The sequence below is a fragment of the Pseudomonas sp. RC4D1 genome (assembly GCF_018390395.1).
Lineage (GTDB): Bacteria > Pseudomonadota > Gammaproteobacteria > Pseudomonadales > Pseudomonadaceae > Aquipseudomonas > Aquipseudomonas danubii.
On record NZ_JAHBAW010000001.1, the window covers coordinates 923132 to 948340 of the forward strand.

Consider the following 25209-nt stretch of genomic DNA (forward strand, 5'->3'; position numbering starts at 1 on the left):
CACGGCTTCAACATCGCGCCTGCCCAGTGGCCGGGCACGCCTCAGAACAGGAAGTAACGCTGGGCCATGGGCAGCACATCCGCCGGCTCGCACCACAGCAGTACCCCATCGGCCTTGACCTGATAGGTCTGCGGGTCGACCTCGATGTTCGGCAGGTAGTCATTGTGGATCAGGTCGCTCTTTTGCACGGTGCGACAGCCCTTGACCACGGCGATGCGCTTCTTCAGCCCCAATTGCTCCGGTACGCCGGCATCCAGTGCGGCCTGGCTGATAAAGGTCAGGCTGGTGGCGTGACGGCTGCCGCCAAAGCTTGCGAACATCGGCCGGTAGTGCACCGGTTGCGGGGTCGGGATCGAGGCATTGGCGTCGCCCATCAGGCTCGCGGCAATGGCCCCGCCCTTGAGGATCAGGGTCGGCTTGACCCCGAAAAAGGCCGGGCGCCAGAGCACCAGGTCGGCCCACTTGCCCACTTCGATGGAGCCCACCTCATGGCTGATGCCGTGGGTGATGGCCGGGTTGATGGTGTACTTGGCGATGTAGCGCTTGACCCGGAAGTTGCTGTTGCCCGAGCCGTCGCCCGGCAGCGGACCGCGCTGGCGGTGCATCTTGTCGGCGGTTTGCCAGGTGCGGGTCACCACCTCGCCGACCCGGCCCATGGCCTGGCTGTCGGAGCTGATCATCGAGAACGCGCCCAGGTCGTGGAGGATGTCTTCGGCGGCGATGGTTTCCCGGCGGATGCGGCTCTCGGCGAAGGCCACGTCCTCGGCGATGCTCGGGTCCAGGTGATGGCAGACCATGAGCATGTCCAGGTGTTCGTCGATGGTGTTGCGGGTGAAGGGCCGGGTCGGGTTGGTGGAGCTGGGCAGCACATTGGCGAAGCCGCAGGCCTTGATGATGTCCGGGGCATGGCCGCCGCCGGCACCTTCGGTGTGGTAGGTGTGGATAGTCCGGCCCTTGAAGGCGCCGAGGGTGGTTTCGACGAAGCCGGACTCGTTCAGCGTGTCGGTGTGGATTGCCACCTGCACGTCGTACTCATCGGCCACGCTCAGGCAGTTGTCGATGCTGGCCGGAGTACTGCCCCAGTCCTCGTGCAGCTTGAGGCCGATGGCCCCCGCCTTGACCTGCTCGATCAAGGGCTCCGGCAGGCTGGCGTTGCCCTTGCCGGTAAAACCGATGTTCATCGGGAAGGCGTCCGCGGCCTGGAGCATGCGCGCCATGTGCCAAGGTCCGGAGGTGCAGGTGGTGGCGTTGGTCCCGGTGGCCGGCCCGGTGCCGCCACCGATCATGGTGGTGACCCCGCTCATCAGCGCCTCTTCGATCTGCTGCGGGCAGATGAAGTGGATATGGGTGTCGACGCCGCCGGCGGTGAGGATCATGCCTTCACCGGCGATGACCTCGGTGCTGGCGCCGATGGCGATGGTCACATCGGGCTGGATATCCGGGTTGCCGGCCTTGCCGATGGCGGCGATGCGCCCGTCCTTCAAGCCGACGTCAGCCTTGACGATGCCCCAGTGATCGATGATCAGCGCGTTGGTGATCAGGGTGTCCACCACATCGCACGCCAGCAGTTGGCTCTGGCCCATGCCGTCGCGGATCACCTTGCCGCCGCCGAACTTCACTTCTTCGCCGTAGGTGGTGAAGTCCTGCTCCACTTCGATCCACAGCTCGGTATCGGCCAGCCGCACCTTGTCGCCCACGGTAGGGCCGAACATGTCGGCATAGGCCTCACGGGAAATCTTCATCGCAGCTCCTTACAGAAACAGGTCTTGTAGGAGCCGGCTTGCCGGCGAAGGGGCCCGAAAGACCGCATTCGCCAGCAAGCTGGCTCCTATGTGCGTGGGGGCGAGGGATCAGAGGTCGCCCATGATGCGTCCGGCAAAACCGAACACCCGGCGCTTGCCGGCCAGATCCACCAGTTCCACTTCCCGGGTCTGTCCCGGTTCGAAGCGCACCGCGGTGCCGGCGGCGATGTTCAGGCGCATGCCGCGGCTGGCGGCGCGGTCGAAGGTCAGGGCGTCGTTGGTTTCGAAAAAGTGATAGTGGGAGCCGACCTGGATCGGTCGGTCGCCACTGTTGGCCACGCTGAGGGTCAAGGTGCGGCGCCCGGCATTGAGTTCGATCTCGCCGGGCTGGATCTGGTATTGGCCAGGAATCATAGGGGTTGTCCCAGGGTCTTGAAGTAGATGGCGGTGGCGGTGTAGGTGCCGTCCGGGCTCTGGCAGTAGTTGGGCAGCTCGCCGACCCGGGTGTAGCCCAGGGAACGGTAGAAGTCCTCGGCCGCCGACCCTGCCTCGGTGTCCAGGTACAGCAGCCCGCGCTTGTGCTGGCGGGCGGCCTGCTCCAGGGCGTTCATCAGTTGCTGGCCCAGGCCGCGGCGCCGGGCGCTGTGCAGCACCTGGAGCTTTTGCACCTCGGCGCGGTTGCGCCCATTGGCCTTCATGCACAGCGCCAGTTGCACGCTGGCCAGGACCTTCTCATCGTGAACCACCACCCACAGCATCAGGCTGCCGTCCTCGACGCCTGCCTGCACGCTGCCGAGGTAATCCCGGGCCTGGCTGTCGTCCAGATCGGCCATGAAGCCGATGGACGCGCCGTGGTGCACCGAATCCAGCAGCAGGTCGATCAATCCTTGACGGTAATGGGCAAAGCTTTCTCCATGGACTCGGCGCAGTTGGGCGGCGTTCATCGAGAGGTCACTCCTTGTGAGGGGCGGGCGGTTGTGCCCCAGGGTTGAGAATCAGCTGCATGAAGGTCAGGTCCAGCCAGCGGCCGAACTTGGTGCCCACCTGGGGCATCTGCCCGGTACTGATGAAACCGAAGCGCTCATGCAGACGGATCGAGGCGGCGTTGGCGCTCTCGATGGCGGCCACCATCACGTGCTTGTCACAGCCACGGGCACGTTCCAGCAGCACCGCCATCAGCTGTGGACCCAGGCCGTTGCCGCGCTGGTCGCGGCGGACATAGACCGAATGTTCCACGGTGTGGCGAAAGCCGTCGAAGGGTCGCCAGTCGCCGAAGGAAGCGTAGCCGAGCACCTGCTCCTCGGCGTTGACGATCACCAGGATCGGGTAGCCCTGGGCCTGGCGTGCGCTGAACCAGGCCTGGCGGTTGCCCAGGTCCACCGGCGAGTCGTTCCAGATCGCCGTGGTATTGAGCACGGCGTCGTTGTAGATGTCGCGGATCGCCGGCAGGTCGGCGTGCAATGCGTCGCGGATGCGATAGGTCATGGCGCGGCCTCAGGCGATGGGTTGATGGACAGTGACCAGCTTGGTGCCGTCGGGGAAGGTGGCCTCGACCTGGATCTCCGGGATCATTTCCGGGATGCCTTCCATCACCTGTTCACGGCTCAGCAGCGTGGTGCCGTAGTGCATCAGTTCAGCCACGGTCTGGCCATCCCGGGCGCCTTCGAGCAGCGCCGCGGAAATAAAGGCCATGGCTTCCGGGTAGTTGAGCTTGAGGCCGCGAGCCAGTCGCCGCTCGGCCACCAGGCCGGCGGTGAAGATCAGCAGCTTGTCTTTTTCGCGTGGGGTCAGGTCCATCGTGATCAATCCGTTGTTGGGCAGTTGAAAAAAGAGTCGGCGTCAGGTGTTCCAGATCCTCGGCGGCACGGCCTCGCGGCCCAGCAACGCCGGGCGCAGCAGGCGCCACAGGTCGATCAGCCAGGCCCGGGCCTGCAGGGCTTCACTGGCCAGGCAGCGGGCCACCAGCAGGCCCGGCAGTTGGCTCAGGTCGCCACGTACCGGGTGTTCCAGGGCGCGGCAGCGCTCCAGCAGTTGGCTGTCGATTTCACCGGTTACCAGCAAGGTGGCGAACACTGGCTGGCCGTCCAGGCCGATGGGGGAATCCAGCAGGCCGTCGCCGCCTTTGATGCGCTGGCGCTCATGCCAGAGCGGTCGGCCGTCGCGCTGGATATCCAGGTGAGCCTGGAAGTGCCCTTGCTCGAAGCGCTCGCCACTGGCCGGGCGTCCCAGGGCCACGACATCCCAGTAGAACAGCCGGGCATCGCCTTGCAGTTCGATCAGGGTGGTCAGTTCGGCCTGGGCGGCGCTGAAGACAATGGTTTCCTGGGGCAGCCATTCCAGGGTCGCCCCCGGCGCCACTTGCAGCCTCAGGGTCTGGCTGGCAGGACCGGTGGCGCGGTACCACTTGGCGGCACCGGGGCTGGTCAGCTGTGCCCAGGCGCCGCGCTCGACCCGGGCACTGATGGCCAGCCGGTCGCCGCCGGCGATGCCGCCGGGTGGGTGGACGATGATGTGCTGGCAGACCTCGGGGCCTTCGGCATACAGGTGCTTCTGCACCCGCAGCGGGCCCAGGTAGCGACGCAGCACCGGGCGCGTGGTGGCGCCGAAACGGGCATAGGCCAGTTCCAGCTCGGCGTGCCAGCTGGGGGTGAACAGGGCGGTGGCGGCAGGTGAGTTCATGCTGGGTCGTTATCGTTAGGAAGCTACAGATTAGATCGTAACCAGGCCGCGTACACCTTCTGCCTGCATATTTTCCCCACGGCCCTGCTGGACGATTTCGCCCCGGGACATCACCAGGTACTGGTCCGCCAGTTCGGCGGCAAAGTCGTAGAACTGTTCCACCAGCACAATGGCCATATCGCCCCGGGCCGCGAGTTGCTTGATCACCGCGCCGATCTCCTTGATCACCGAGGGCTGGATGCCTTCGGTGGGCTCATCGAGGATCAGCAGCCGGGGGCGGCTGGCCAGGGCGCGACCGATGGCCAGCTGTTGCTGCTGGCCGCCGGAGAGGTCGCCGCCACGGCGCTGCTTCATCTGCAACAGCACCGGGAACAGTTCGTAGATGAAGGCCGGCACTTCCCTGGCCTGGGAGCCGGGGAAGCGGGACAGGCCCATCAGCAGGTTTTCCTCCACGCTCAGGCGGCCGAAGATTTCCCGGCCCTGGGGCACGTAGGCGATCCCGGCGTTGACCCTCTGGTGGGGCTTGTAGCCGGTGATGGTCCGGCCCTCCCAGTTGACCGCGCCTTCCTTGACCGGCAGCAGGCCCATCAGGCATTTGAGCAGGGTGGTCTTGCCCACGCCGTTGCGTCCCAGCAGGCAGGTGACTTCGCCGATCCGGGCTTCGAAACTCAGGCCGCGCAGGATGTGGCTACCGCCGTAGTATTGGTGCAGCTGGTCGACTTGCAGCATGTTCGGATTCCTTCAAAAACCTGTAGCCGCTGCCGCAGGCTGCGACAAGGTCCACAGGACCTTCATGGGCCTTGCAGAGCACGTCCTCTTCAAGGCCGATCGCAGCCTGCGGCAGCGGCTACAAAGGTGGTTGGTTGGGTCAGCGGCCGAGGTACACCTCGATCACCCGCTCGTTTTCCTGCACCTGCTCCAGCGACCCTTCGGCCAGCACGCTGCCCTGGTGCAGCACGGTGACGTGGTCGGCAATCGAGCCGACAAAGCCCATGTCGTGCTCCACCACCATCAGCGAATGCTTGCCCGCCAGGGTCTTGAACAGCTCGGCGGTGAACTCGGTCTCGGCGTCGGTCATGCCCGCCACTGGCTCGTCCAGCAACAGCAGTTGCGGGTCCTGCATCAGCAGCATGCCGATCTCCAGGAACTGCTTCTGACCGTGGGACAGCAAGCCGGCCTGACGCTGGGCCGAAGGGCTCAGGCGAATGGTCTCCAGCACCTGGGCGATGCGGTCTTTCTGTTCGCCGCTCAGGCGCGCCCCGAGGCTGGCCCACACCGACTTGTCGGTCTTCTGCGCCAGCTCCAGGTTCTCGAACACGCTCAGGGCCTCGAACACCGTGGGTTTCTGGAACTTGCGGCCGATCCCGGCCTGGGCGATCTGCACTTCGCTCATCCGGGTCAGGTCCAGGGTTTCGCCGAACCAGGCCTTGCCCTGGGTGGGGCGGGTCTTGCCGGTGATCACGTCCATCAGGGTGGTCTTGCCGGCGCCGTTGGGGCCGATGATGCAGCGTAGCTCGCCGACGCCGATGTACAGGTTGAGGTCGTTGAGGGCCTTGAAACCGTCGAAGCTGACGCTGATGTCTTCCAGGGTCAGGAGGGTGCCGTGGCGGGTGTTGAGGCCCTTGCCGGCGGCGTGTCCGAGGCCGATGGCGTCGCGGCTGGCGCCGGCGTCCTTGTTGGCGTCGAGAATGGGTTCGAGCATGAAGTCCGCGGTGGCTGTGACTCTCATTGTTCACCTCGTTTCTTCAGCAGGCCGATCACGCCCTTGGGCAGGTACAGGGTCACCACGATGAACAGGGCGCCGAGGCAGAACAGCCAATATTCGGGGAAGGCCACGGTGAACCAGCTCTTCATGCCGTTCACCAGCCCGGCGCCCAGCAGCGGTCCGATCAGCGTGCCGCGTCCGCCCAGGGCCACCCACACGGCAGCCTCGATGGAGTTGGTGGGGGACATCTCGCTGGGGTTGATGATGCCCACCTGGGGCACATACAGGGCCCCGGCCAAGCCACAGAGCACCGCGCTCAAGACCCAGACGAACAGCTTGAAGCCACGCGGGTCGTAGCCGCAGAACATCAGGCGGTTCTCGGCATCGCGCAGGGCGGTCAGCACCCGGCCGAACTTGCTCCGGGCCAGGCGCCAGCCCAGGTACAGGCTGGCCACCAGCAGCAGCACCGTGGCCAGGAACAGCACCGCGCGAGTCCCGGGTTCGGTGATGCCAAAACCCAGGATGCTGCGGAAATTGGTGAAGCCGTTGTTGCCGCCAAAACCGGTCTCGTTACGGAAGAACAGCAGCATCCCGGCAAACGTCAGGGCCTGGGTCATGATCGAGAAGTACACGCCCTTGATCCGCGAGCGGAAGGCGAAGAAACCGAACACCAGGGCCAAGAGACCCGGCGCCAGCACCACCAGGCACAGGGCCCAGAGGAAGTGGCTGGTGCCGGTCCAGTACCAGGGCAGTTCGCTCCACGAAAGGAAGGTCATGAACGCTGGCAAGCCGTCGCCTGCTGCCTGGCGCATCAGGTACATGCCCATGGCGTAGCCGCCCAGGGCGAAGAACAGGCCGTGGCCCAGGGACAGCAGCCCGGCGTAGCCCCAGACCAGGTCCAGGGCCAGGGCGACAATGGCGTAGCAGAGGATCTTGCCCACCAGGGTCAGGGTGTAGGCCGAGACCTGCAGCGGGTTGTCCGCCGGCAGCAGTGACAACAGCGGCAAGGCCAGCAGCACCAGGAGCAGCAGCGCGCCGACGGCGATCGTGACCTTGGGCCCGGCTTTCTGGCTGGCGGTAATGAGCAGTGGTTGATTCATCAGTCGATCACCCGTCCTTTGAGTGCGAAGAGTCCTTGCGGGCGTTTCTGGATGAACAGAATGATCAGCGCCAGGATGAGGATCTTGCCCAGTACGGCGCCGATCTGCGGTTCGAGGATCTTGTTCGCCACCCCCAGGCCAAAGGCCGCCAGCACGCTGCCGGCCAGTTGCCCGACGCCGCCGAGCACCACCACCAGGAACGAGTCGATGATGTAGCTCTGGCCCAGGTCCGGGCCAACGTTGCCGACCTGGCTCAGGGCCACGCCACCAAGGCCGGCGATGCCCGAGCCGAGGCCGAAGGCGAGCATGTCCACGCGGCCGGTGGGCACGCCGCAGCACGCGGCCATGTTGCGGTTCTGGGTCACTGCTCGCACGTTCAGGCCCAGGCGGGTCCTGTTCAGCAGCAGCCAGGTGAGCACGACAACGAACAGCGCGAAGGCGATGATCACGATGCGGTTGTAGGGCAGTACCAGATTGGGCAATACCTGGATGCCGCCGGAGAGCCAGGCCGGGTTCGCCACCTCGACGTTCTGCGCGCCGAACAGCAGGCGCACCAGTTGGATCAGCATCAGGCTGATGCCCCAGGTGGCCAGCAGGGTTTCCAGGGGCCGGCCATACAGATGACGGATCACCGTGCGTTCCAGGGCCATGCCGATCCCGGCGGTGACGAAGAACGCCACCGGCAGTGCCAGCAGCGGGTAGTACTCGATGGCTTGTGGGGCGTAGCGCTGGAACAGCAGCTGCACCACGTAGGTGGCGTAGGCGCCGAGCATCAGCATCTCGCCGTGGGCCATGTTGATCACCCCCAGCAGGCCGAAGGTGATGGCCAGGCCCAGGGCCGCCAGCAGCAGGATCGAACCCAGGGACAAGCCGCTGAAGGCCTGGCCGAGGACTTCACCCACCAGCAGCTTGCGCTTGACCTGGGCCAGGCTGGTTTCGGCGGCGGTGCGCACATTGGCATCGGCCTCGACCCCGGGTTGCAGCAGGCCTTCGAGACGGGTGCGGGCCAGTGGGTCGCCGGTTTCCCCCAAAAGGCGCACGGCGGCCAGACGCACCGCCGGGTCGCTGTCCACCAGTTGCAGGTTGGCCAGGGCCAGGCTCAGGGCGGCGTGCACGCCGGGGTCTTGCTCGGCGGCGAGCTGGGCATCGAGGAATTTCAATTGCGCCGGCTTGGCGCTTTTCTGCAATTGGCGGGCGGCGGCCAGCCGGCTCTGGGCGTCGGCGGCGAGCAGTTGGTGGCTGGCCAGGGCGCTGTCGATCAGGCCCCGCAAGCGGTTGTTCAGGCGCAGGGGTTTGGTTTCGCCGGCCATGCTCAGTTGGCCTTGTTGCAGGGCCATGAGCAGTTCCAGGCGCGCCGGGTCGGGCTGCGCGGCCCAGCTTTCCAGGAGCCGGGCCTGTTCGCTGGAGTTGCCGGCGACGAAGTCTTCGGCGTCGCCGGCCTGGGCGGCCATGGGCAGCAGCAACAGGCAGGCGAGGATCAAACGGTAGAGGGCAGTGGGCATATCAGTGGCCTTGCGCGTAGCGTGGTTCTGTAGCCGCTGCCGCAGGCTGCGATAAGGTCCGCAGGACCTTCAACGGCCTCAAGAGCACGTGCTCTTCGAGGCCGATCGCAGCCAGCGGCAGCGGGTACAGGGGGTGTGCCGGGCCTGAAGGCTTGGCGTCCATCCGGCGATCAGTTGCTCTTGACCGCGTAGTCCGGCTTTTTGTCGTTGCCCGGGATGTACGGGCTCCAGGGCTGGGCGCGGATCGGCCCTTCGGTCTGCCACACCACGTTGAACTGACCGTCCGGCTGGATCTCGCCGATCATCACCGGCTTGTGCAGGTGGTGGTTGGTCTTGTCCATGGTCAGGGTGTAGCCCGAGGGCGCGGCGAAGGTCTGCCCGGCCAGGGCTTCGCGGACCTTGTCGACATCGGTGGACTTGGCTTTCTCCACCGCCTGGGCCCACATGTGAATGCCGACGTAAGTGGCTTCCATCGGGTCGTTGGTCACCGCCTTGTCTGCCCCCGGCAGGTTCTTGGCCTTGGCGTAGGCCTTCCAGGCGGCGACGAACTTCTGGTTCACCGGGTTATCCACCGACTCGAAGTAGTTCCACGCCGCGAGGTTGCCCACCAGCGGCTTGGTGTCGATGCCGCGCAGTTCTTCTTCGCCCACCGAGAACGCCACCACCGGCACGTCGGTGGCCTTCAGGCCCTGGTTGGCCAGTTCCTTGTAGAAGGGCACGTTGGAATCGCCGTTGACCGTGGAGATCACCGCGGTCTTGCCGCCGGCGGAGAACTTCTTGATGTTGGCGACGATGGTTTGATAGTCGCTGTGGCCGAAGGGGGTATAGACCTCTTCGATGTCCTTGTCGGCCACGCCCTTGGCGTGCAGGAACGAACGCAGAATCTTGTTGGTGGTGCGCGGGTAGACGTAGTCGGTGCCCAGCAGGAAGAAGCGCTTGGCGCTGCCGCCGTCTTCGCTCATCAGGTACTCCACCGCCGGGATCGCCTGCTGGTTCGGCGCGGCGCCGGTGTAGAAGACGTTGGGCGACATTTCTTCGCCTTCGTACTGCACCGGGTAGAACAGCAGGCCGTTGAGTTCCTCGAACACTGGCAGCACCGATTTGCGCGACACCGAAGTCCAGCAGCCGAACACCACCGCCACCTTGTCCTGGGTCAGCAACTGCCGGCCCTTTTCGGCGAACAGCGGCCAGTTGGACGCCGGGTCCACCACCACCGGTTCCAAGAGCTTGCCGTTGACCCCGCCCTTGGCGTTGATCTCGTCAATGGTCATCAGCGCCATGTCTTTGAGCGAGGTTTCAGAGATCGCCATGGTCCCCGACAGGGAGTGCAGGATACCGACCTTGATGGTCTCGGCGGCCTGGACAGTCCAGGTCATGCCCATCGCGGCAATGCTTGCCGAGAGAGTGAAAGCCTTGAGCAAACTACGACGCTTCATTGTGCGATCTCCATGAACTCTTGATTTTTTCAGGTGGTAGATGCGACTTCTCAGGCGCAGTGAAAACGCAGTAGTTTTCACTCCGCCTGTGCTGAAGGGCTGTTTTGCAAGGGATGTGCCGAGTCGCCGCAGGGCATGAAAACGTCGGTCTTAGCGGCAGTGAGCGGCTAGGTGATGCCCCAAGAGGAGGCTTTGCGCAGAGGATGGTGCGCAGGGATGCGTCATTGTGGTGCTGCCGCAGAGCGGCAGCCTGGGTCAGCCAGGGGCTTCAGTTAACCCCAGGGAAGGAGTCGACGTATTTGATGGTGAAGTCCGGAAAGGAGTCGACGATCTGGATCTTGTAATCGGGAAAGCTGTTGACGATCTTCCACTTGCCCGGCGCGTCGGCAAAGGAGTTGACCTGCTTGACCTTCAGATCGGGGAAGGAGTTCACCACCTTGACCTTGTAGTCGGGGAAGCTGTTGACGATCTGGATGTTGCCGTAGATTTTCGAGACATCGACCGAGGTGCCGGCCTGGGCGCCAAGGGAGGTGCCGAGCAGCAAGGCCAAGAATGCGGTTCTGAACATGAGACTCATCCTGAGAGATCCAAGCGCGCGATCTTAAAGCAAGGGCGACGATTGTAGGAGCTGGCGTGCCAGCGAAGAGGCCCTCGAACCTGGCACAAGGCTCACGGGCGCCTTCGCCGGCAAGCCGGCTCCTACAACGGCGGGTGGATCAGCGGCGGCGCATCAGGCCGATGAAGAACAGCCCGCCAATGGCCGCGGTGGCCACGCCGATGGGCAGGTCCTCAGGGGCGATCAGGGTACGCGCGGCGACGTCGACCCAGACCAGGAACAGGCTGCCCAGCAGCACGCACGCTGGCAGCAAGCGGCGATGTTCGGCGCCCACCAGGCGCCGGGCGATGTGCGGCACCATCAGCCCGACAAAGCCGATGGAGCCGCTGATGGACACCAGCACCCCGGTCATCAGCGAGGCGATCAGGAACACCTTCAGGCGGACGTTGCGTGCGTTCAGGCCCAGGGTCACGGCGGTCTGTTCCCCGGCCATCAAGGCATTCAGCGGCCGTGCCATGCCCAGCAGCAACCCCAGCCCCAGCAGCACGCTGGCGGCAGGAATCGCCAGCAGTTCCCAACGCGCCAGGCCCAGGCCGCCGAGCATCCAGAACATCACCGCCGAGCTGGCCCGGTGATCCCCCATGAACAGCAGCAGGTTGGCCACCGCCATCATCACGAAGGACACCGCCACCCCGCACAGCAGCAGGCGGTCGCTGTCCAGGCGCCCGTTGCGCGCGGCGATGCCCAGCACCAGGAGCATGCTCGCCAGGGCGCCGATAAAGGCCGCCAGGGGCAGGGTCAAGAGGCCGATGACCTGCCCCAGGTGCAGCACCACGATCACCGCGCCGAGGGTGGCGCCGGAGGTCACCCCCAGCAGGTGCGGGTCGGCCAGGGGATTGCGGGTCACGGCCTGCAGCACCGCGCCGATCAGCGCCAGCCCGGCGCCGACCAAAGCGCCGAGGAGCATGCGCGGGACGCGGATCAGCCAGACGATATGCTCCTGGCCCGGGCTCCAGTCCACCGTACCCAGGCCCAGGGCCTTGTGCAGGAGAATCCGCCAGACCACCTCCGCCGGCACCCGCGCCGGGCCAAACCCCAGGGACAGCACGCAGGACACCAGCAGCAGGGCGCCGAGGGTCAGTAACAGACAGGCATAACGACCCTTGATCATTCGCCGTGGAAACCCTTGGCCAGGGTTTCCACCGCCAGCACGTTGTCGATGCCCGGGGTGGCTTGCACATAAGGAATGACGATGAAGCGTTGGTTCTTGATCGCGTCGACTCCTTGCAGGGCCTGGTTGTTCAGCAGGAACTGCTGCTTCTGCTCGGCTGTGACTTCGCTGTAATCGACGATGACGATCACCTGCGGGTTGCGCTCGACCACCGTCTCCCAGTTGATCCGGGTCCAACTGGCCTCGACGTCATCGAGAATGTTGCGCCCGCCCGCCGCATCGATCAGCGCCTGGGGCATGCCCAGGCGGCCCGAGGTCATGGCCCGGTCTTCGCCGCTGTCGTAGAGGAACACCCGGGGCGGGTCCTTGGGCAGGTCCTTCTGTACCTCGGCGACCTGCTCCTGCATCTGCGCGATCAGCGCGTTGGCCCGGTCCTGCACGTCGAAGATCCGCCCCAGGTTGCGCAGGTCGTTGTAGGTGTCATCGAGGCTGGCCGCCGGGCGCTTCATCACGAAGGCACAGGACTCGGTCAGCTCATAGACGTTGATCCCCAGCGGCGCCAGGGTCTGCGGCGTGAGGTCGCCGCCGACGCGCATGCCGTAGTCCCAGCCAGCGAACAGGAAGTCGACGTTGGCGTTGAGCAGGGTTTCCACCGACGGGTACTTGGCCGCCAGTTCCGGCAGACCGTCGAGCAAGGTGCTCATTTGCGGGGTCACGGCCTTCCAGCCACTGACGCCGCTGTAGCCCACCATCCGCGACTTGAGCCCCAGGGCGAGCATCATCTGGGTCATGTTGATGTCATGGCTGAGGGCGTGTTGCGGCGCTTGCTTGAAGGTCACTTCACGGTTGCAACTGGTGATGGTCAGCGGGTAGTGGGTCGCTTCGGCGAAGGCTTGGGCGGTGCCCAGGAACAGGGTCAGGGCGAGGCCGGAGCGGAGCAGGGAGCGCAAGGTCATGGTTGAGTGATCCAGGTGATTCGTGGGTAGCCGGACAGGGGGTGGGCGTCGATCAGCGCCTCGACGCCGAAGACGTTGCGCAGCAGATCGACCGTGAGCACTTCGGTGGGAGTGCCGCTGGCGACGATGCGTCCGTGATCGAGGACATACAGCCGGTCGCAGAAGGCCGCGGCCAGGTTCAGGTCATGGATACTCGCCAGGGTGCCGATGCCCAGGCGCTTGACCCGTTGCAACAGCTCCAGCTGGTAGCGCGGGTCGAGGTGGTTGGTCGGTTCATCGAGGATCAGCAGTTGCGGGCGTTGGGCCAGGGCCCGGGCCAGGATCACCCGTTGTTTCTCGCCCCCGGACAAGGTGGCGAAAGCATGGTCCTCGAAGCCCAGCAGGCCCACCGATTCCAGGGCCTCGCGGGCGATGCGCCGGTCTTGTTCGGTGTCGCCGTCGAACAGGCCTTTGTGCGGCGTGCGGCCCATGGCGACCACTTCCTCCACCGTCAGGCCGAAGGCGTCGGGGAACTCCTGGAGCACCACGGCGATGCGTTGCGCGCACCAGCGTGGCGATTGCTTCCACACATTCTGATGCTCAAGCTGCACCTCACCCTGCTGCGGCTTGCTGAAGCGATAGGCGCAGCGCAGCAGGCTGGTCTTGCCGCTGCCGTTGGGCCCGATCAGGCCGACGAACTCGCCGGCCGCCACGTGCAGGCTGGCCTCACGCAGTTGGAACTGGTGATGGCAGTGGCCCTGGCCCAGGGGTGTCCAGGCCAGGTTGGTGAGGTTCAGCGAGGTCATGCGGTGTCCGTGTAATCCCCGTGCCGTAGCGCCAGGTGGGGTTAAAAGGTGTAGTCAGCGGTGACGAAGAACGAGCGTGGCTCGCCGAGTATCCATTGCTGGCCGTCATTGTATTGGCTTTGTGCGTACTGGCGGTCAAACAGGTTGTTCAATTGCAGGCCCAGGGTGGTATTGGGCAAGGCTTTCCACGACAGGTTGGCATCGACCACGGTGTAGCTGGGCAACTGATTGCGGTTGGCCATATCGGCGTAGCGCGCATCCACGTAGCGCACTCCGGCGCCGGCCCGCAGGTCATCGTTGAGGGCTTTGCTCAGCCACAGGTTGGCCGTGCGCCGGGGCACGTCCACCGGGCGCTTGCCATCGCGGGAGACTTGCACGCCGTTGACGTCCTGCTTGAAGTCGTCGTACTGGGCGCGAACGAGGGCGGCGTTGGCTTGCAGTTGCCAGGCGTGGGGCAGTTGCAGGTCCAGGCTGGCCTCCAGGCCGTTGGAGGATTGCTGGCCCACCTGCTGTTTCTGGCCCGGGTCGCCGGGAACATCGGTCAGCAGCTTCTTCTTGACGATGTGGTAGGCGGCCAGGGTCCATTCGCCACGCTGGTCCCAGAACGCCTGCTTGAGGCCGATCTCGCTCTGCCTGGCGCTGGACAGGTCGAATTGCTGCTGGCTCTTGCTCAGGGAAATCAGGCCGCCGACGCCGTCGGTGCTGGTGGAGTACTGACCGTACACGGACGTATCCGGAGTGACGGCAAACACCAGCCCGGCCTTCCAGTTATTGCCGGTCAGGGTCTTGTCGCTGCGGCTGTCGTCCTTCAAGTCATCCCGATCAATGTGCGCATAGTCGCGGCGCACACCGGTCACCAGGGACCAGCGCTCGCTGAGCTGCAGGCGGTTTTCGGCGAACACCGACATCTGTTTGGTGGTGGTCTTGAATTGATCGCGGTAGGGGCTGTTGCTGGTGAAGTCGCCCGGGGCCGGGTGATACAGGTCCAGCGGTTGACCGTTGGTAAAGCTGTCGGTGAAGGGCGAATTGCTTTTCAGGTGAAAGCGAATGCGGTTGTAGTCGACGCCGGTCAGGGTCTGGCTGTCGAGGCCCAGCAGCGAGTGCTTGAAGGTGAAGGTCTGGCGGTCGCCGACCTGTTCCTGCTGGTGGCCGATAGCGTAGTAACCGCTGCGGCTCAGTTGGCCGGTGGTCGGGTTGAAGTTGTAGTTCTCGGCGTTCTGCCAACGACGCTGGGCCTTGAGGTAATACAGCTCGTTGCTGGCACTGACCTGGTCGGAAATCTGCCATTCGCTGGTCAGGCGGGTCCACTGGTCGTTGTAGTGCTGCTGGTCATTGCGGACGTTGTAGTTCTTGTCCCGCAGGCTCTTGTGGAAGCGCCCGTTGATCAGCGGCGTGCCGAAGTTGTTCATCGGGTTCTGGTCGCCGTAGTCGTGGGCCAGGGTAAAGGCCAGGTCGTCGCGGGCCTGCCAGCGCAGGGCGGCACTGACGAAATCGCCGGAGGAGTCGCCACGGTCGATCCAGCCGTTGCTGCGCTCGCGGTTGAGGTTGAGCCGGTAGCTCAAGGTGTCACTCAGGGAGCCACCGCTGTCCAGGGCCTGCTGCTGGCGATCGAAGGAGCCGTAGCCCAGGCGCAGGTGGTTTTCGATTGCGCCGCTGAAGGGCTTTTTCGGGAGGGTGTTGATCACCGCGCCGGTGGCGCCTTCGCCATACAGCATCGAGGCCGGGCCGCGCAGCACGTCGACCCGTTCCACCGCCCAGCTGTCCACCGGGAAGGTCACGGTGCCCATGCCGGTGTACATGCGGTTGCCGTCATACAGCTGCATCACCGAACTCTGCCCGGTGAAACCCCGTGCCGACAACGAAGTGCCACCGTCGCCTGGGGTGCCGGTGCGGCTGATGCCGGCGCTGCGGGAGACCGCGTCCTGAATGCTGCGGTCACCCCGGGCGCGAATCCGTTCGCCGCTCAGGCTGTCAGTGCTGGCCGGGGTTTCCAGGGCGCTGAGGCCCAAGCGCGAGCCGGCGCTGGTGGGGGTCTTCAGGCTGACGCTGTCGTCGGCCGCGCTGGCGGGAGCCGAAATGGTGCCGGTGGGCAGGGTCAGGGAGACGGCGGAATCATCCGCCTGAGCCAGGGAAGGCAAGGCCATCAGGCAAAGGCTGGGCAGCAAGTACTTGTTCATCGGGACGGTGAATCACTTCTTCGAGGGGGTTGCCCGCAGTGGGGGACTGCGGGCAGGGATCTTACACTTTAGTGTTATAAAGTAACATTATAACTGTGCATGGCTAAGGCGCCGAGATTCTACAGAGCCCTCTGGAACGCGCATCTCGGCTGATTCATGTTGAAGATGAAGCAGATTCAGGCCCGCGGTTGAAGCGTGAAAGCAGCAGGCGATCGAGCAGCCACACCCCAATCAGCGAGGCTCCAACCAAAGGAAATGCCAAGGCCAGCAGCGCCATGATCAGCATTGCGGTTTTCCATTTCGGCAGGTCGTGGCGCAGCGGGGGCACGCCGAGTCGGCCCTGGGGACGACGCTGCCACCACATGACGATGCCGCTCACGGCGCTGAGCAGGATCATCAGGCACACCACCAGCACCAGGATCTGGTTGACGCGGCCGAACATCTTGCCTTCATGCAGCATCACCCCAAGCTCCGTGGCCCGGGCCACGTTGCTGTAATGCTGCCAGCGCACGTCGGCCAGGACCTTGCCGCTGTATTGGTCGACATGCAGGGTGGCATCGTTGCGCGGATCGTCGGCGAACACGGCGATGGTGAACACGCCGGTGGCGGTCTTCGGCAAGGTGATGCTGTAGCCCGGTTCGACCTGGCGCTCGCGGGCGATGTCCTGCACCGCTTGCAGGCTGATGGACGGGGCTGCCGGCGCCGTGTCCGCGGCGTTGTGGGCCATGTGCTCGGCGTGGTCGCCGGACATCGGCATCGGGGTGTTTTCCACCGCCCAGGGCACGGTCTGGCGCGTGGCGCTGTTGAGCTCCCGGGCCTGCTGGTCGGAGGTCGGCACGTCGTTCCACATGGCCGCCGGGAAGCGGTTCCACAGGTCGGCGTACTGCTTGCCCCAGAAGCCGGTCCAGGTCATGCCGCTGAGCAGCATCAGCAGCAGGAATGCCGCGCCCCAGAAGCCCAGCACACTGTGCAGGTCGCGCCAGAACGGCCTGCCGCGGACGCTGAAACGCGGCCACAGCACGCCCGCCGACGACTTGCCCCGTGGCCACCACAGGTACAGGCCGGACACCACCAGGACAATGCCCCAGCCAGCGGCCAGTTCCACCAGTCGGTCACCGACGGTGCCGATCATCAGCTCACCGTGAATGGCCCGGGCCACGGCCTGCAGGTTGGCCTTGGCGTCCTGCTCGCCGAGCACATCGCCGTGGTAGGGGTCGATGAAGACATTCAGCTCCTGACCCTTGTCCTGCACCACGAACTGCGCGCTGCGCTCGGCATCAATCGGTGGCAGGTACTGCTTGATATGGCCCTGGGGGTAGGCCGATTGCACCCTTTGCAGCAAGTCGTCGGCACTCAGCAGGTGATGACCGGCGGGCACCTTGAGCAGGCTGGGGTACATCAACGGGTCAAGTTGTGGCTTGAACAGGTAGATGATGCCAGTCAGGGCCAGCATCACCATGAAAGGGGCCACGAACAGCCCGGCGTAGAAATGCCAGCGCCAGGCCAGGTTGTAGAAAGACACTTTGGGTCGGTTCATCGGGGCACGCTCCGCAGGGCAGTGAATCTTTTCTTATAGGGGCTGTTCGCTGGCACCCCAGCTCCTGCGGTGAGGAGCCGGCGTGCCGGCGAAGGCGGATCAGAAGCTCAGGTCGACCTTGGTCCAGAGGGTGCGCCCCGGCTCCTTGATCCCCTGGGGATCACTGGCCGGGTAGCCGAAGCCGGCGTTGCCCGCCAGGTTCAGGTGTTCGGCGTAGGCCTTGCCGAACAGGTTGTCGACCCCGGTGCTGAGCTTGAGGTTCTTGGTGACCCGGTAGGCGCCGTTGAGGGAGAACACGCCGAAGCCACCGCTCTTGCCGAAGTCCTTGCCGACCACGTTGCCCTTGTTCAGGTCGACGCGGTTTTGTGCTGCCACCACTCGCCACAAGGCCCCGGCGCTCCAGTCGTCCTCGCTGTAGGTCAGGCCGAAGCGCGCGTCCAGCGGCGGCATCTGCGGCAGGGCCTTGCCGTCGCTGCTGTTCTTGCCCCAGGCGTAGGCCAGGGTCGCATCGGCTTTCCAGTTGGAGGTCAGCTTGTAGGCCGCACCCAGTTCGCCGCCCATGATCCGTGCGTCGATGTTCTCGGCCCGAGAGGTGCTCATGCCGCCCATGGCAGGACTGTAGTCGAAGAGGATGTAGTCGCGTACCTGGCCGATATAGCCCGAGGCCCAGGCTTCCAGATCCTCGCTCTGGTATTGCAGGCCGAAGTCCAGTTGGGTGGTCTTTTCCGGCTTGATCGAATCGAAGGCGTTCACTGAGCCCACCGGGCCCATTTTCGGCGAGAACAGCTCCCAGTAGTCGGGGAAGCGCTGAGTGTGGCCAAGGCCGACGTAGAGCGTGGTCGGGCTGTCGGCCATGTCATGCTCGTAGCGCACGAAGCCGCTGGGCAGGGTATCGGCCCGGGTATCGCCGGCAGTGGGGGTGGGCCGGCTCATCATTCCCGAGCCGATGCTCTGCCGATAGTCCTTGGCCGAAGCACGGTCGAGGCGGGCCCCGGTGATCAGGCGGTCGCGCTCGGCGGCGTACCAGGTCAGTTCGCCGAAGGCGCCGTAGTTGTGGAAGTCGGCGTCCTTGGTACGGGGCAGTTGCTTGTAGGTATCCACGCCGTTGCTGGCCCGAGTGCGGTGTTCGTTGGTCTGGGCATCCAGGCCGCCGATCAACTGCAGGTCGGCCCAGCGCCAGGTGGCCTTGATCCGCGCACCGAGGGTGCGACGGTCGACATTGGAGGCCATGGGGCCGGCCATCATGCCGGTGCCGGACGGGGTACGCAGGCTGTAGTTGTCCATCACGTGGTCGGCGTAGTTGTAGTAGACCTGGGCCTCGACCTTGTCCAGCACCTCGCCGATGTTGGATTTTTCGAAACGCAGGCCCAGGCTTTCGCGCTTGAACTGCGAGCCGTCCATGCCGCGGCCGGCGTAGCGGGCTTCGCCGTCGCCCTTGCCGGCGGTGAGCTCCAGCAGGGTGTCGGCGTCCGGGGTCCAGCCCAGGGCCACGTCACCGTTCCACTTGTCGTAGCGCGAGGCCACGGTGTCGTTGTTGCCGTCCTTGTAGTCGTCGGCGTGGGCGGTGTTGCCGATCACCCGCACATACCCCAGGGGGCCACCGGCGGCAGCATCCAGGGTCTTGTCGAAGCGGCCATTGGAGCCCGCCAGCAGGCTGGCGTTGACCCGCGTGCCGAGTTCGCCGAAGTGTTCCGGCTCACGCTCGAACAGCACCGTGCCGGCCGAGGCGCCGGGGCCCCAGAGCACGGTTTGCGGGCCCTTGATCACGGTCAGGCGATCATAGGTTTCCGGAGAGATGTAGGAGGTCGGTGCATCCATGCGGCCGGGGCAGGCGCCGAGCATCATGCCGCCGTTGGTGAGGATGTTCAGGCGCGAGCCGAACATGCCCCGCAGTACCGGGTCGCCGTTGGTGCCGCCATTGCGTACCAGGGCGAAGCCGGGAATGGTCTTCAGGTAGTCGCCGCCGTCACTGGCCGGGACCGGTTGGCGCGGGTCCTTGGGATTGGTGACCACGGTCAGCGGCGAGCTGGGGGCGATGGCGGTGATCACCGTCGGGCTCAATTGCGTGCCGTGTCGGGAGTGGTCCGTCGGGGCCTCGTCGGCCAGGGCCAGGGGGGTCAGCAGCACGCCGCAAAGCACCGCCAGGGCATGGTTGAAACGCAGGCGCGACGGGTTCAGGGCAAAGGGCTTGGATGGCTGGGCAGCGCCCAGGCGAGTGTCAGCAGAAAACATAGATGTTCCATCGATCGGTCTTGAATGACACGGCCGCAACTACGCGGCTGTCGCAATGACAGTCGGCCGTGTGAGATGAGCAGGGGACTCAGACGAGGATCGGCGGGGCGCGGGTCAGGGCGCCGGGGAACACGGTCTGCCGGGCGTGGCCCAGGCGCGTGGCGGGGATCAGGAAATGCTGTGTGGGCGGCGCGGACAGAGCGGCGAACGACAGCCCCGAAGGCAGTGCCGGGCAATTGAACAGCAGGCTGCAATAGCCGCATTTTTCCCAGAGTACGTGTTGTTCGCCCTGGGACTTGCCCTGTTGGGCGTGATGCGGGCTTTCACCGTGACAGCCGGGCGCGCCGTCGCCCATGTCCATGGAGACGGACATGTTCATCGGCATCGCGTGATCCATCGGCATCGACTGAGAAATCAGCGGGCCGATAAAGATCATCAGCATGGCGAACAGGCTGATCCAGCTGCCGCGGCGCACTCCCGGGGAGTTGCGACGCGGCACGGACCGCCTGCGGCCAGGCGCGTGCGGGGTGTTCACGGTAACGAGCCGGTCAGCTTAGTGAGCGTGCTTGGACTCGTGCATGGCGGCCGGTGGCTGCTTCTGTACGGCCACTTCGACGGTGACGTCGCCGGCCTTTTCAAAGTGCAGGGTCAGCGGGAAGCGCTTGCCGTCGCTGAGCAGGCTGCGGTCTTTGAGCTCCATCAGCATCACGTGGTAGCCCATGGGGGCGAAGGTCACCTCACCGCCGGCGGGCACCGCAACCTTGGCCACTTGCTGCATCTTCATCATGTCGCCTTGCATGACGTGTTCATGCAGTTCGGCCCGGCCAGAGATCGGCGAGTCGACACTGAGCAGGGTGTCGGCGTTCTTGCCTGGGTTGTGCACCACGAAGTAAGCCGCGACGGTCGGCGCGTTCGGCGGCAGCTCCTGCGACCAGGGATGGGCGATCTGCAACTCACCGGCCTTGTAGTCGTGAGCGGTGGCGAAACAGGCGGGCAGCAGCAGTGCGGCAATAAGCAGGGATTGCTTGATCAGGGACGGTTTGGACATGACGGTTCTCCAGAACGATTCAAAAACGCAGATCACTTGCGAAAGGGAATCATGCCAGAGGCGGTGCACCGGGGTTCAGGCTGGGCCATTGCTGGCGCAGGGTGAGCATTGCGATCTTCGGTTGCGGCGCGCCCGGCTGGACGGCGAAACGAATGAAATTCAGCTGGGGTACATGACCGGGCAGGGCCACCAGCGGCGCCGAGCCTGAGCAGCACCAGCAGTGCTGCATGTTCGAGTGCTCGTCGTTCTGCGGGGCTTTCTGTTCAAGCTTGCCCAGGGAAATGGCCACCATCTTGGTGCCGCTGGAAGAGCAGAAGCTGCCCCACAGCAGTTGTTCGTCCAGCCCCGAATCGTTGCGTTGCATGGCCCCGGAAAGCGGCATGGCAAGCATGTTGAACAGCACTGCGAAGCAGGCGATCCAGGCAAATGCGAGCCGTTGTCGGGACATGGGGACGATCCGTCGGTTGAGCGATCAGGCGGGTATTTAGCCTGATCGCTGTGGATAAGTAAAAAAGCAGCGTATGCGGTGTGGTGTCGCAGTGCCAGTTCAGGCCGGGCTGACGTGGAGCTTGAGTCCCAGTGCCTTCATGACCTTGATGATAGTCGCGAACTCGGGATTGCCCTGGCTGCCCAGGGCCTTGTACAGGCTCTCGCGACCCAGGCCGGTGTCGCGGGCCACCTGGGTCATGCCCCGGGCGCGGGCGATGTCGTTGAGGGCGGCGCGGATCAGCTTGCCGTCGCCGGCATCTTCCTCGAAGCAGGCGTCGAGGTAGGCCACCATGTCTTCCGGGGTCTTGAGGTACTCTGCCGCGTCGAAGCGGGTCACTGGGGTACGCATGTTTCAGCCCTCGCTCTTGAGGTCATGGGCCAGTTGCCTGGCGCGTTGGATATCGCGTCTCTGGGTGCCCTTGTCACCGCCGATCAGCAACAGGTAGATCACGGTGCCCCGACGCGAGAAGTACCCCCGGTAGCCGGGGCCGCGATGGATGCGCATTTCATAGACACCTTCGCCCACCGGTTCGCAGTCGCCGAATCGGCCCAGTTGCGCCGCCCTGATCCGGGCCAGCACGCGGGTTTTTCCCTGGGGATCTTTTAGGCGTAGCAGCCAGTGGGTGAACGCCTGAGTCTGCTCAAAGACGAACATGGCGACTGTATTCCTTGGGATACGGGCTGGCAAGTCATTTGCCAGACTGAAGTCGATTGGCGCGACGACTGGCCATTGATGAGCCGGTCGCCACTGAATCGTTCCAAGGAGGCTAAAGCACTGTCTTATCGATCGCTGCCAGGGGAATCCCAAGAGTCTGTGGGGCTTGGCGACTTTGTCTGTCAGGCGTGAGACAGCTGCCCCAGGGCACTCAACACCTCGGCCACGCTGGCAAAGTGGCGGTCGACCTCGGGCAGCTCGGGACGCTTGAGCACCAGCACCGGTATGCCCCGCTCGCGGGCCACTTCCAGCTTGGGTTCGGTGGCGCTGCTGCCACTGTTCTTGCTGATCAGCACATCGATCTGCCGACGCTCGAACAGCGCTTGTTCGTCCTCGATCAGGAACGGCCCGCGGGCCCCGATCACTTCACAGCGCGGATTGCCCGGGTAGGTATCCAGGGCGCGCAGGGTCCAGAACTGGCCGGCAGGAATCTCATCCAGATGCTGCAAGGGTTCTCGACCCAGGGTGAACAAGGGCCGCTTGAAGGGTTTCAAGGCCTGCACCAAGTGCGGCCAGTCGGTTATTTCGCGCCAGTCATCCCCTGGCTGCGGCTGCCAGGCCGGCCGCCGCAAGGCCCAGCAGGCAACCCCGGCCAGTTGCGCGGCGGCCTGTGCATTGGCGCTGATCTGCGCCGCGTAAGGGTGGGTGGCATCGAGCAGCAGGCCGATGCGCTCTTGGCGGATAAAGCGGGCCAGGCCCTCGGCACCGCCATAGCCGCCGACCCGTACCTGGCAGTTCAGGTCGGTGGGCACCCGTCCGACTCCGGCCAGGCTGTAGATATGTGTTGGGCCCAGGGTGCGTGCGATGGCCAGGGCTTCGGTGACCCCGCCCAGCAGCAGAATACGGGTCATGACAAGACTCCGGCGTGGCCAACGATGCCGCCCTGGCGATCGATGGCGAAGACTTCCACCTGAACCTGGGCCGGCACCACGCTGCGGGCGAAGTCCAGGGCGTGCTGGCACACCGCGTCGCCCAGGGCGATCCCGGCGGCGCTGGCCATGGCCAGGGCCTGCTGGCTGGTATTGGCCTCGCGGATGGCCTGTTGCAGCGCCGGGTCGGCACCCACCGCGGCGGCCCAGCGCGCCAGTTGTGGCAGGTCGATGCTGGAATGGCGGCTGTGCAGGTCCATGTGCCCGGCGGCCAGTTTGCTGATCTTGCCGAAGCCGCCGCACAGGCTGAGTTTATCCACAGGCACTTTGCGCAGGTGCTTGAGCACTGCGCCGACGAAGTCGCCCATTTCGATCAGGGCGATTTCCGGCAGTTCGTAGACCCGGCGCATGGTGTCTTCGCTGGCGTTGCCGGTGCAGGCGGCGATGTGCAGGTAGCCATTGGTCTTGGCCACATCGATGCCCTGGTGGATCGAGGCGATATAGGCCGCGCAGGAGAAGGGCCGGACAATGCCGCTGGTGCCCAGGATCGACAGCCCGCCGAGAATCCCCAGGCGGGGGTTCATGGTTTTCAGGGCCAGTTCCGCTCCGCCCTCGACGTTCACCGTGACTTCGAACCCGCCGGGGTAGGCCTGTTCCTCGGCGAGCCGTTGCAGGTGTTCGCTGATCATCCGGCGCGGCACGGGATTGATCGCCGGCTCACCCACTGCCAGCACCAGACCGGGGCGGGTCACGGTGCCCACACCTTGGCCGGCGATAAAGCGGATTCCCGGCTCGGGAGTCAGGCGCACCTGGGAGTAGAGCAGGGCGCCGTGGGTCACGTCCGGGTCGTCGCCGGCATCCTTGAGGGTTCCGGCCTCGGCGCCGTCGTGGGTGCGGCGACAGAACTCCAGGCGCATCTGTACCTGTTTACCCTTGGGCAGGACGATATCCACCGCGTCCGCATTGACGCCCCCCAAGAGCAGGCGAGCGGCGGCCAGGCTGGTGGCCGTGGCGCAGCTGCCGGTGGTCAGGCCGCTGCGCAGGGGCGCGGGTTGTTCCGCTGTTTCCTCACGCATGCCCTTGCCCCCTTAGGAGCGAGCTTGCTCGCGAAGGGCGCGCTGCGGTCTCTTTGCTGGACGCTTTTGCGGGCAAGCCCGCTCCTGCAAGGTTCATGGCAGGTCCCGGGGCTTGTGCAGCTCCAGCAGGGTGATCGGCAGGGCCTGGCGCCAGGTGTCGAACTCCCCCAGGGGCTGGGCCTGGGCGATATGGATGCGGGTCAGTTCACCGCCGTACTGGTCGCGCCAGTGCATCAGGGTCATTTCACTTTGCAGGGTCACCGCGTTGGCCACCAGGCGCCCACCGGGCTTGAGCTGCTCCCAGCAGGTCTGTAACACGCCTTCGCGGGTCACCCCACCACCGATGAACACCGCATCCGGACGCTCCAGTCCGGCCAGGGCCTGGGGCGCGCTGCCGCGAATCAGTTGCAGCCCGGGCACCCCGAGCACGTCGCGGTTGTGTTCGATCAACTGCTGGCGGCCGTCATCGGCTTCGATGGCCAGGGCCCGGCAACTGGGGTGGGCCCGCATCCATTCAATACCGATGGAGCCGCTGCCGGCCCCCACATCCCAGAGCAGTTCACCGGGCACCGGGGCCAGGCGGGCCAGGGTGATGGCGCGCACGTCCCGCTTGGTCAACTGGCCGTCATGGCGGAAGGCCGAGTCCGGCAGGCCAGCCAGACGGGACAGTTGCGGCGTATCGGCCGCCGCCCGGCATTCGATGGCCAGCAGGTTGAGGTCGGCGATCGATGGATCGCTCCATTGATTGGCAGTGCTGTCCAGGCGTCGCTCCAAGGGCCCGCCCAAGTGCTCCAGTACCGTGATCCGGCTCGGGCCGAAGCCGCGCTCGCGCAGCAGTCCGGCGATGGCCGCCGGGCTGTGGCGGTCATTGCTCAGCACCAGCAGGCGCACGCCGCTGAACAGTTGGGCGTTGAGCGCGGCAATCGGGCGTGCCACCACCGACAGCGTGACCACCTCTTGCAGGGCCCAGCCCAGGCGGGCGGCGGCCAGGGAGTAGGAGGAAGGAAAGGGCAGTACCTGCAGCTCCTCGGCCGGCAGTTGCCGGGCCAGGCTGGCCCCTACGCCGAACAGCATCGGATCGCCGCTGGCCAGCACGCAGACGGGCATGCCGCGTTGGCTCAGCACCGGCTCCAGCGAGAACGGACTGGGCCACAACTGGCGTTCGCCACGGATGCACGCCGGCAGCAGATCCAGCTGGCGCTGGCCGCCGACGATCCGCGAAGCGCCCAGCAGGGCATGGCGGGCGTTCCTGCCCAGGCCCTTGAAGCCGTCTTCACCGATTCCCACTACTGTCAGCCAGGGCGACATCTATATTCCTCAAACCTAAGGTTCCGACCGGCAGGCTTTTCATGCCTTCGGACAAAGCAGGCATAATACCGCGCCTTCGTTGACGAAGCGCTTTTCCCACACTGCCGGTCGCCCCTTTGAACGAAC

The 25209-nt window shown here is 65.2% G+C and carries 26 protein-coding genes; all 26 read right to left on the reverse strand.

Going from position 1 to position 25209, the window contains the following annotated elements; translation table 11 throughout:
* Positions 1-41: 41 nt before the first annotated feature.
* Complete coding sequence (gene ureC / locus KHO49_RS04165) at positions 42-1742, reverse strand: urease subunit alpha (protein ID WP_213664651.1); 1701 nt, start codon at positions 1740-1742, stop codon at positions 42-44.
* Positions 1743-1850: 108 nt separating this feature from the next.
* Entirely contained in the window at positions 1851-2156 is a 306-nt protein-coding gene (locus tag KHO49_RS04170; RefSeq protein ID WP_102862959.1) for an urease subunit beta, read from the reverse strand.
* Entirely contained in the window at positions 2153-2686 is a 534-nt protein-coding gene (locus KHO49_RS04175; RefSeq protein WP_102862960.1) for a GNAT family N-acetyltransferase, read from the reverse strand. Before KHO49_RS04175 ends, KHO49_RS04170 begins: the two co-directional genes overlap by 4 nt.
* Before the next feature lie 7 nt (positions 2687-2693).
* Positions 2694-3227 carry a GNAT family N-acetyltransferase gene (locus KHO49_RS04180; RefSeq protein WP_102881975.1) on the reverse strand — a complete coding sequence of 178 codons (534 nt, stop codon included), beginning with the start codon at positions 3225-3227 and terminating at the stop codon, positions 2694-2696.
* 9 nt (positions 3228-3236) lie between these two features.
* Positions 3237-3539 (reverse strand): urease subunit gamma, encoded by a 303-nt coding sequence (locus KHO49_RS04185; RefSeq protein WP_102881974.1) that lies wholly within the window; start codon positions 3537-3539, stop codon positions 3237-3239.
* 42 nt (positions 3540-3581) lie between these two features.
* The gene (locus KHO49_RS04190) at positions 3582-4421 is read right to left on the reverse strand and encodes an urease accessory protein UreD (RefSeq protein ID WP_213664652.1); all 840 of its coding nucleotides are present in this window, start codon (positions 4419-4421) and stop codon (positions 3582-3584) included.
* 30 nt (positions 4422-4451) lie between these two features.
* Complete coding sequence (gene urtE, locus KHO49_RS04195; RefSeq protein ID WP_102862963.1) at positions 4452-5150, reverse strand: urea ABC transporter ATP-binding subunit UrtE; 699 nt, start codon at positions 5148-5150, stop codon at positions 4452-4454.
* A 139-nt stretch (positions 5151-5289) separates the two neighbouring features.
* Positions 5290-6150: an urea ABC transporter ATP-binding protein UrtD gene (gene urtD, locus KHO49_RS04200; RefSeq protein ID WP_102881972.1), complete on the reverse strand. Its 861-nt coding sequence runs from the start codon at positions 6148-6150 to the stop codon at positions 5290-5292.
* Entirely contained in the window at positions 6147-7226 is a 1080-nt protein-coding gene (urtC, locus tag KHO49_RS04205) for an urea ABC transporter permease subunit UrtC (protein WP_102862965.1), read from the reverse strand. Before urtC ends, urtD begins: the two co-directional genes overlap by 4 nt.
* Positions 7226-8728, reverse strand: coding sequence for an urea ABC transporter permease subunit UrtB (gene urtB / locus KHO49_RS04210; RefSeq protein ID WP_102881970.1), 1503 nt, complete (start codon positions 8726-8728; stop codon positions 7226-7228). Before urtB ends, urtC begins: the two co-directional genes overlap by 1 nt.
* Positions 8729-8898: 170 nt before the next feature.
* Positions 8899-10164, reverse strand: coding sequence for an urea ABC transporter substrate-binding protein (gene urtA, locus KHO49_RS04215; protein WP_102862967.1), 1266 nt, complete (start codon positions 10162-10164; stop codon positions 8899-8901).
* A 268-nt stretch (positions 10165-10432) separates the two neighbouring features.
* Positions 10433-10732 (reverse strand): 7(1) septoil knot domain-containing protein, encoded by a 300-nt coding sequence (locus KHO49_RS04220; RefSeq protein WP_102881969.1) that lies wholly within the window; start codon positions 10730-10732, stop codon positions 10433-10435.
* Between the two features lie 148 nt (positions 10733-10880).
* A complete protein-coding gene (locus KHO49_RS04225) occupies positions 10881-11891 on the reverse strand; it encodes a FecCD family ABC transporter permease (RefSeq protein WP_102881968.1) in 1011 nt (336 codons plus the stop codon).
* The gene (locus KHO49_RS04230) at positions 11888-12847 is read right to left on the reverse strand and encodes an ABC transporter substrate-binding protein (RefSeq protein WP_110595464.1); all 960 of its coding nucleotides are present in this window, start codon (positions 12845-12847) and stop codon (positions 11888-11890) included. The genes KHO49_RS04225 and KHO49_RS04230 overlap by 4 nt, the downstream gene beginning before the upstream one ends.
* The gene (locus tag KHO49_RS04235; protein WP_102881966.1) at positions 12844-13632 is read right to left on the reverse strand and encodes an ABC transporter ATP-binding protein; all 789 of its coding nucleotides are present in this window, start codon (positions 13630-13632) and stop codon (positions 12844-12846) included. Before KHO49_RS04235 ends, KHO49_RS04230 begins: the two co-directional genes overlap by 4 nt.
* 41 nt (positions 13633-13673) lie before the next feature.
* The gene (locus tag KHO49_RS04240; RefSeq protein WP_213664653.1) at positions 13674-15809 is read right to left on the reverse strand and encodes a TonB-dependent receptor; all 2136 of its coding nucleotides are present in this window, start codon (positions 15807-15809) and stop codon (positions 13674-13676) included.
* A 154-nt stretch (positions 15810-15963) separates the two neighbouring features.
* On the reverse strand, positions 15964-17346 hold the full coding sequence (locus KHO49_RS04245) for a PepSY-associated TM helix domain-containing protein (RefSeq protein ID WP_213664654.1): 1383 nt from the start codon (positions 17344-17346) through the stop codon (positions 15964-15966).
* 99 nt (positions 17347-17445) lie between these two features.
* Positions 17446-19578: a TonB-dependent copper receptor gene (locus KHO49_RS04250; protein WP_213664655.1), complete on the reverse strand. Its 2133-nt coding sequence runs from the start codon at positions 19576-19578 to the stop codon at positions 17446-17448.
* An 88-nt stretch (positions 19579-19666) separates the two neighbouring features.
* Positions 19667-20077 carry a DUF2946 domain-containing protein gene (locus tag KHO49_RS04255; RefSeq protein ID WP_213664656.1) on the reverse strand — a complete coding sequence of 137 codons (411 nt, stop codon included), beginning with the start codon at positions 20075-20077 and terminating at the stop codon, positions 19667-19669.
* A gap of 54 nt (positions 20078-20131) precedes the next feature.
* Positions 20132-20626, reverse strand: a complete 495-nt coding sequence (locus KHO49_RS04260; protein WP_102881961.1) for a copper chaperone PCu(A)C — start codon at positions 20624-20626, stop codon at positions 20132-20134.
* A 49-nt stretch (positions 20627-20675) separates the two neighbouring features.
* The gene (locus KHO49_RS04265; protein WP_102881960.1) at positions 20676-21074 is read right to left on the reverse strand and encodes a DUF2946 domain-containing protein; all 399 of its coding nucleotides are present in this window, start codon (positions 21072-21074) and stop codon (positions 20676-20678) included.
* A 99-nt stretch (positions 21075-21173) separates the two neighbouring features.
* Entirely contained in the window at positions 21174-21464 is a 291-nt protein-coding gene (locus tag KHO49_RS04270; protein ID WP_102881959.1) for an addiction module antidote protein, read from the reverse strand.
* Between the two features lie 3 nt (positions 21465-21467).
* Positions 21468-21770, reverse strand: coding sequence for a type II toxin-antitoxin system RelE/ParE family toxin (locus KHO49_RS04275; RefSeq protein WP_213664657.1), 303 nt, complete (start codon positions 21768-21770; stop codon positions 21468-21470).
* Positions 21771-21952: 182 nt separating this feature from the next.
* A complete protein-coding gene (locus KHO49_RS04280; RefSeq protein WP_213664658.1) occupies positions 21953-22681 on the reverse strand; it encodes a cobalt-precorrin-6A reductase in 729 nt (242 codons plus the stop codon).
* Complete coding sequence (locus tag KHO49_RS04285) at positions 22678-23775, reverse strand: cobalt-precorrin-5B (C(1))-methyltransferase (protein ID WP_102862980.1); 1098 nt, start codon at positions 23773-23775, stop codon at positions 22678-22680. The genes KHO49_RS04280 and KHO49_RS04285 overlap by 4 nt, the downstream gene beginning before the upstream one ends.
* 93 nt (positions 23776-23868) lie before the next feature.
* Positions 23869-25083, reverse strand: a complete 1215-nt coding sequence (gene cbiE, locus KHO49_RS04290) for a precorrin-6y C5,15-methyltransferase (decarboxylating) subunit CbiE (protein WP_213664659.1) — start codon at positions 25081-25083, stop codon at positions 23869-23871.
* Positions 25084-25209 lie beyond the last annotated feature (126 nt).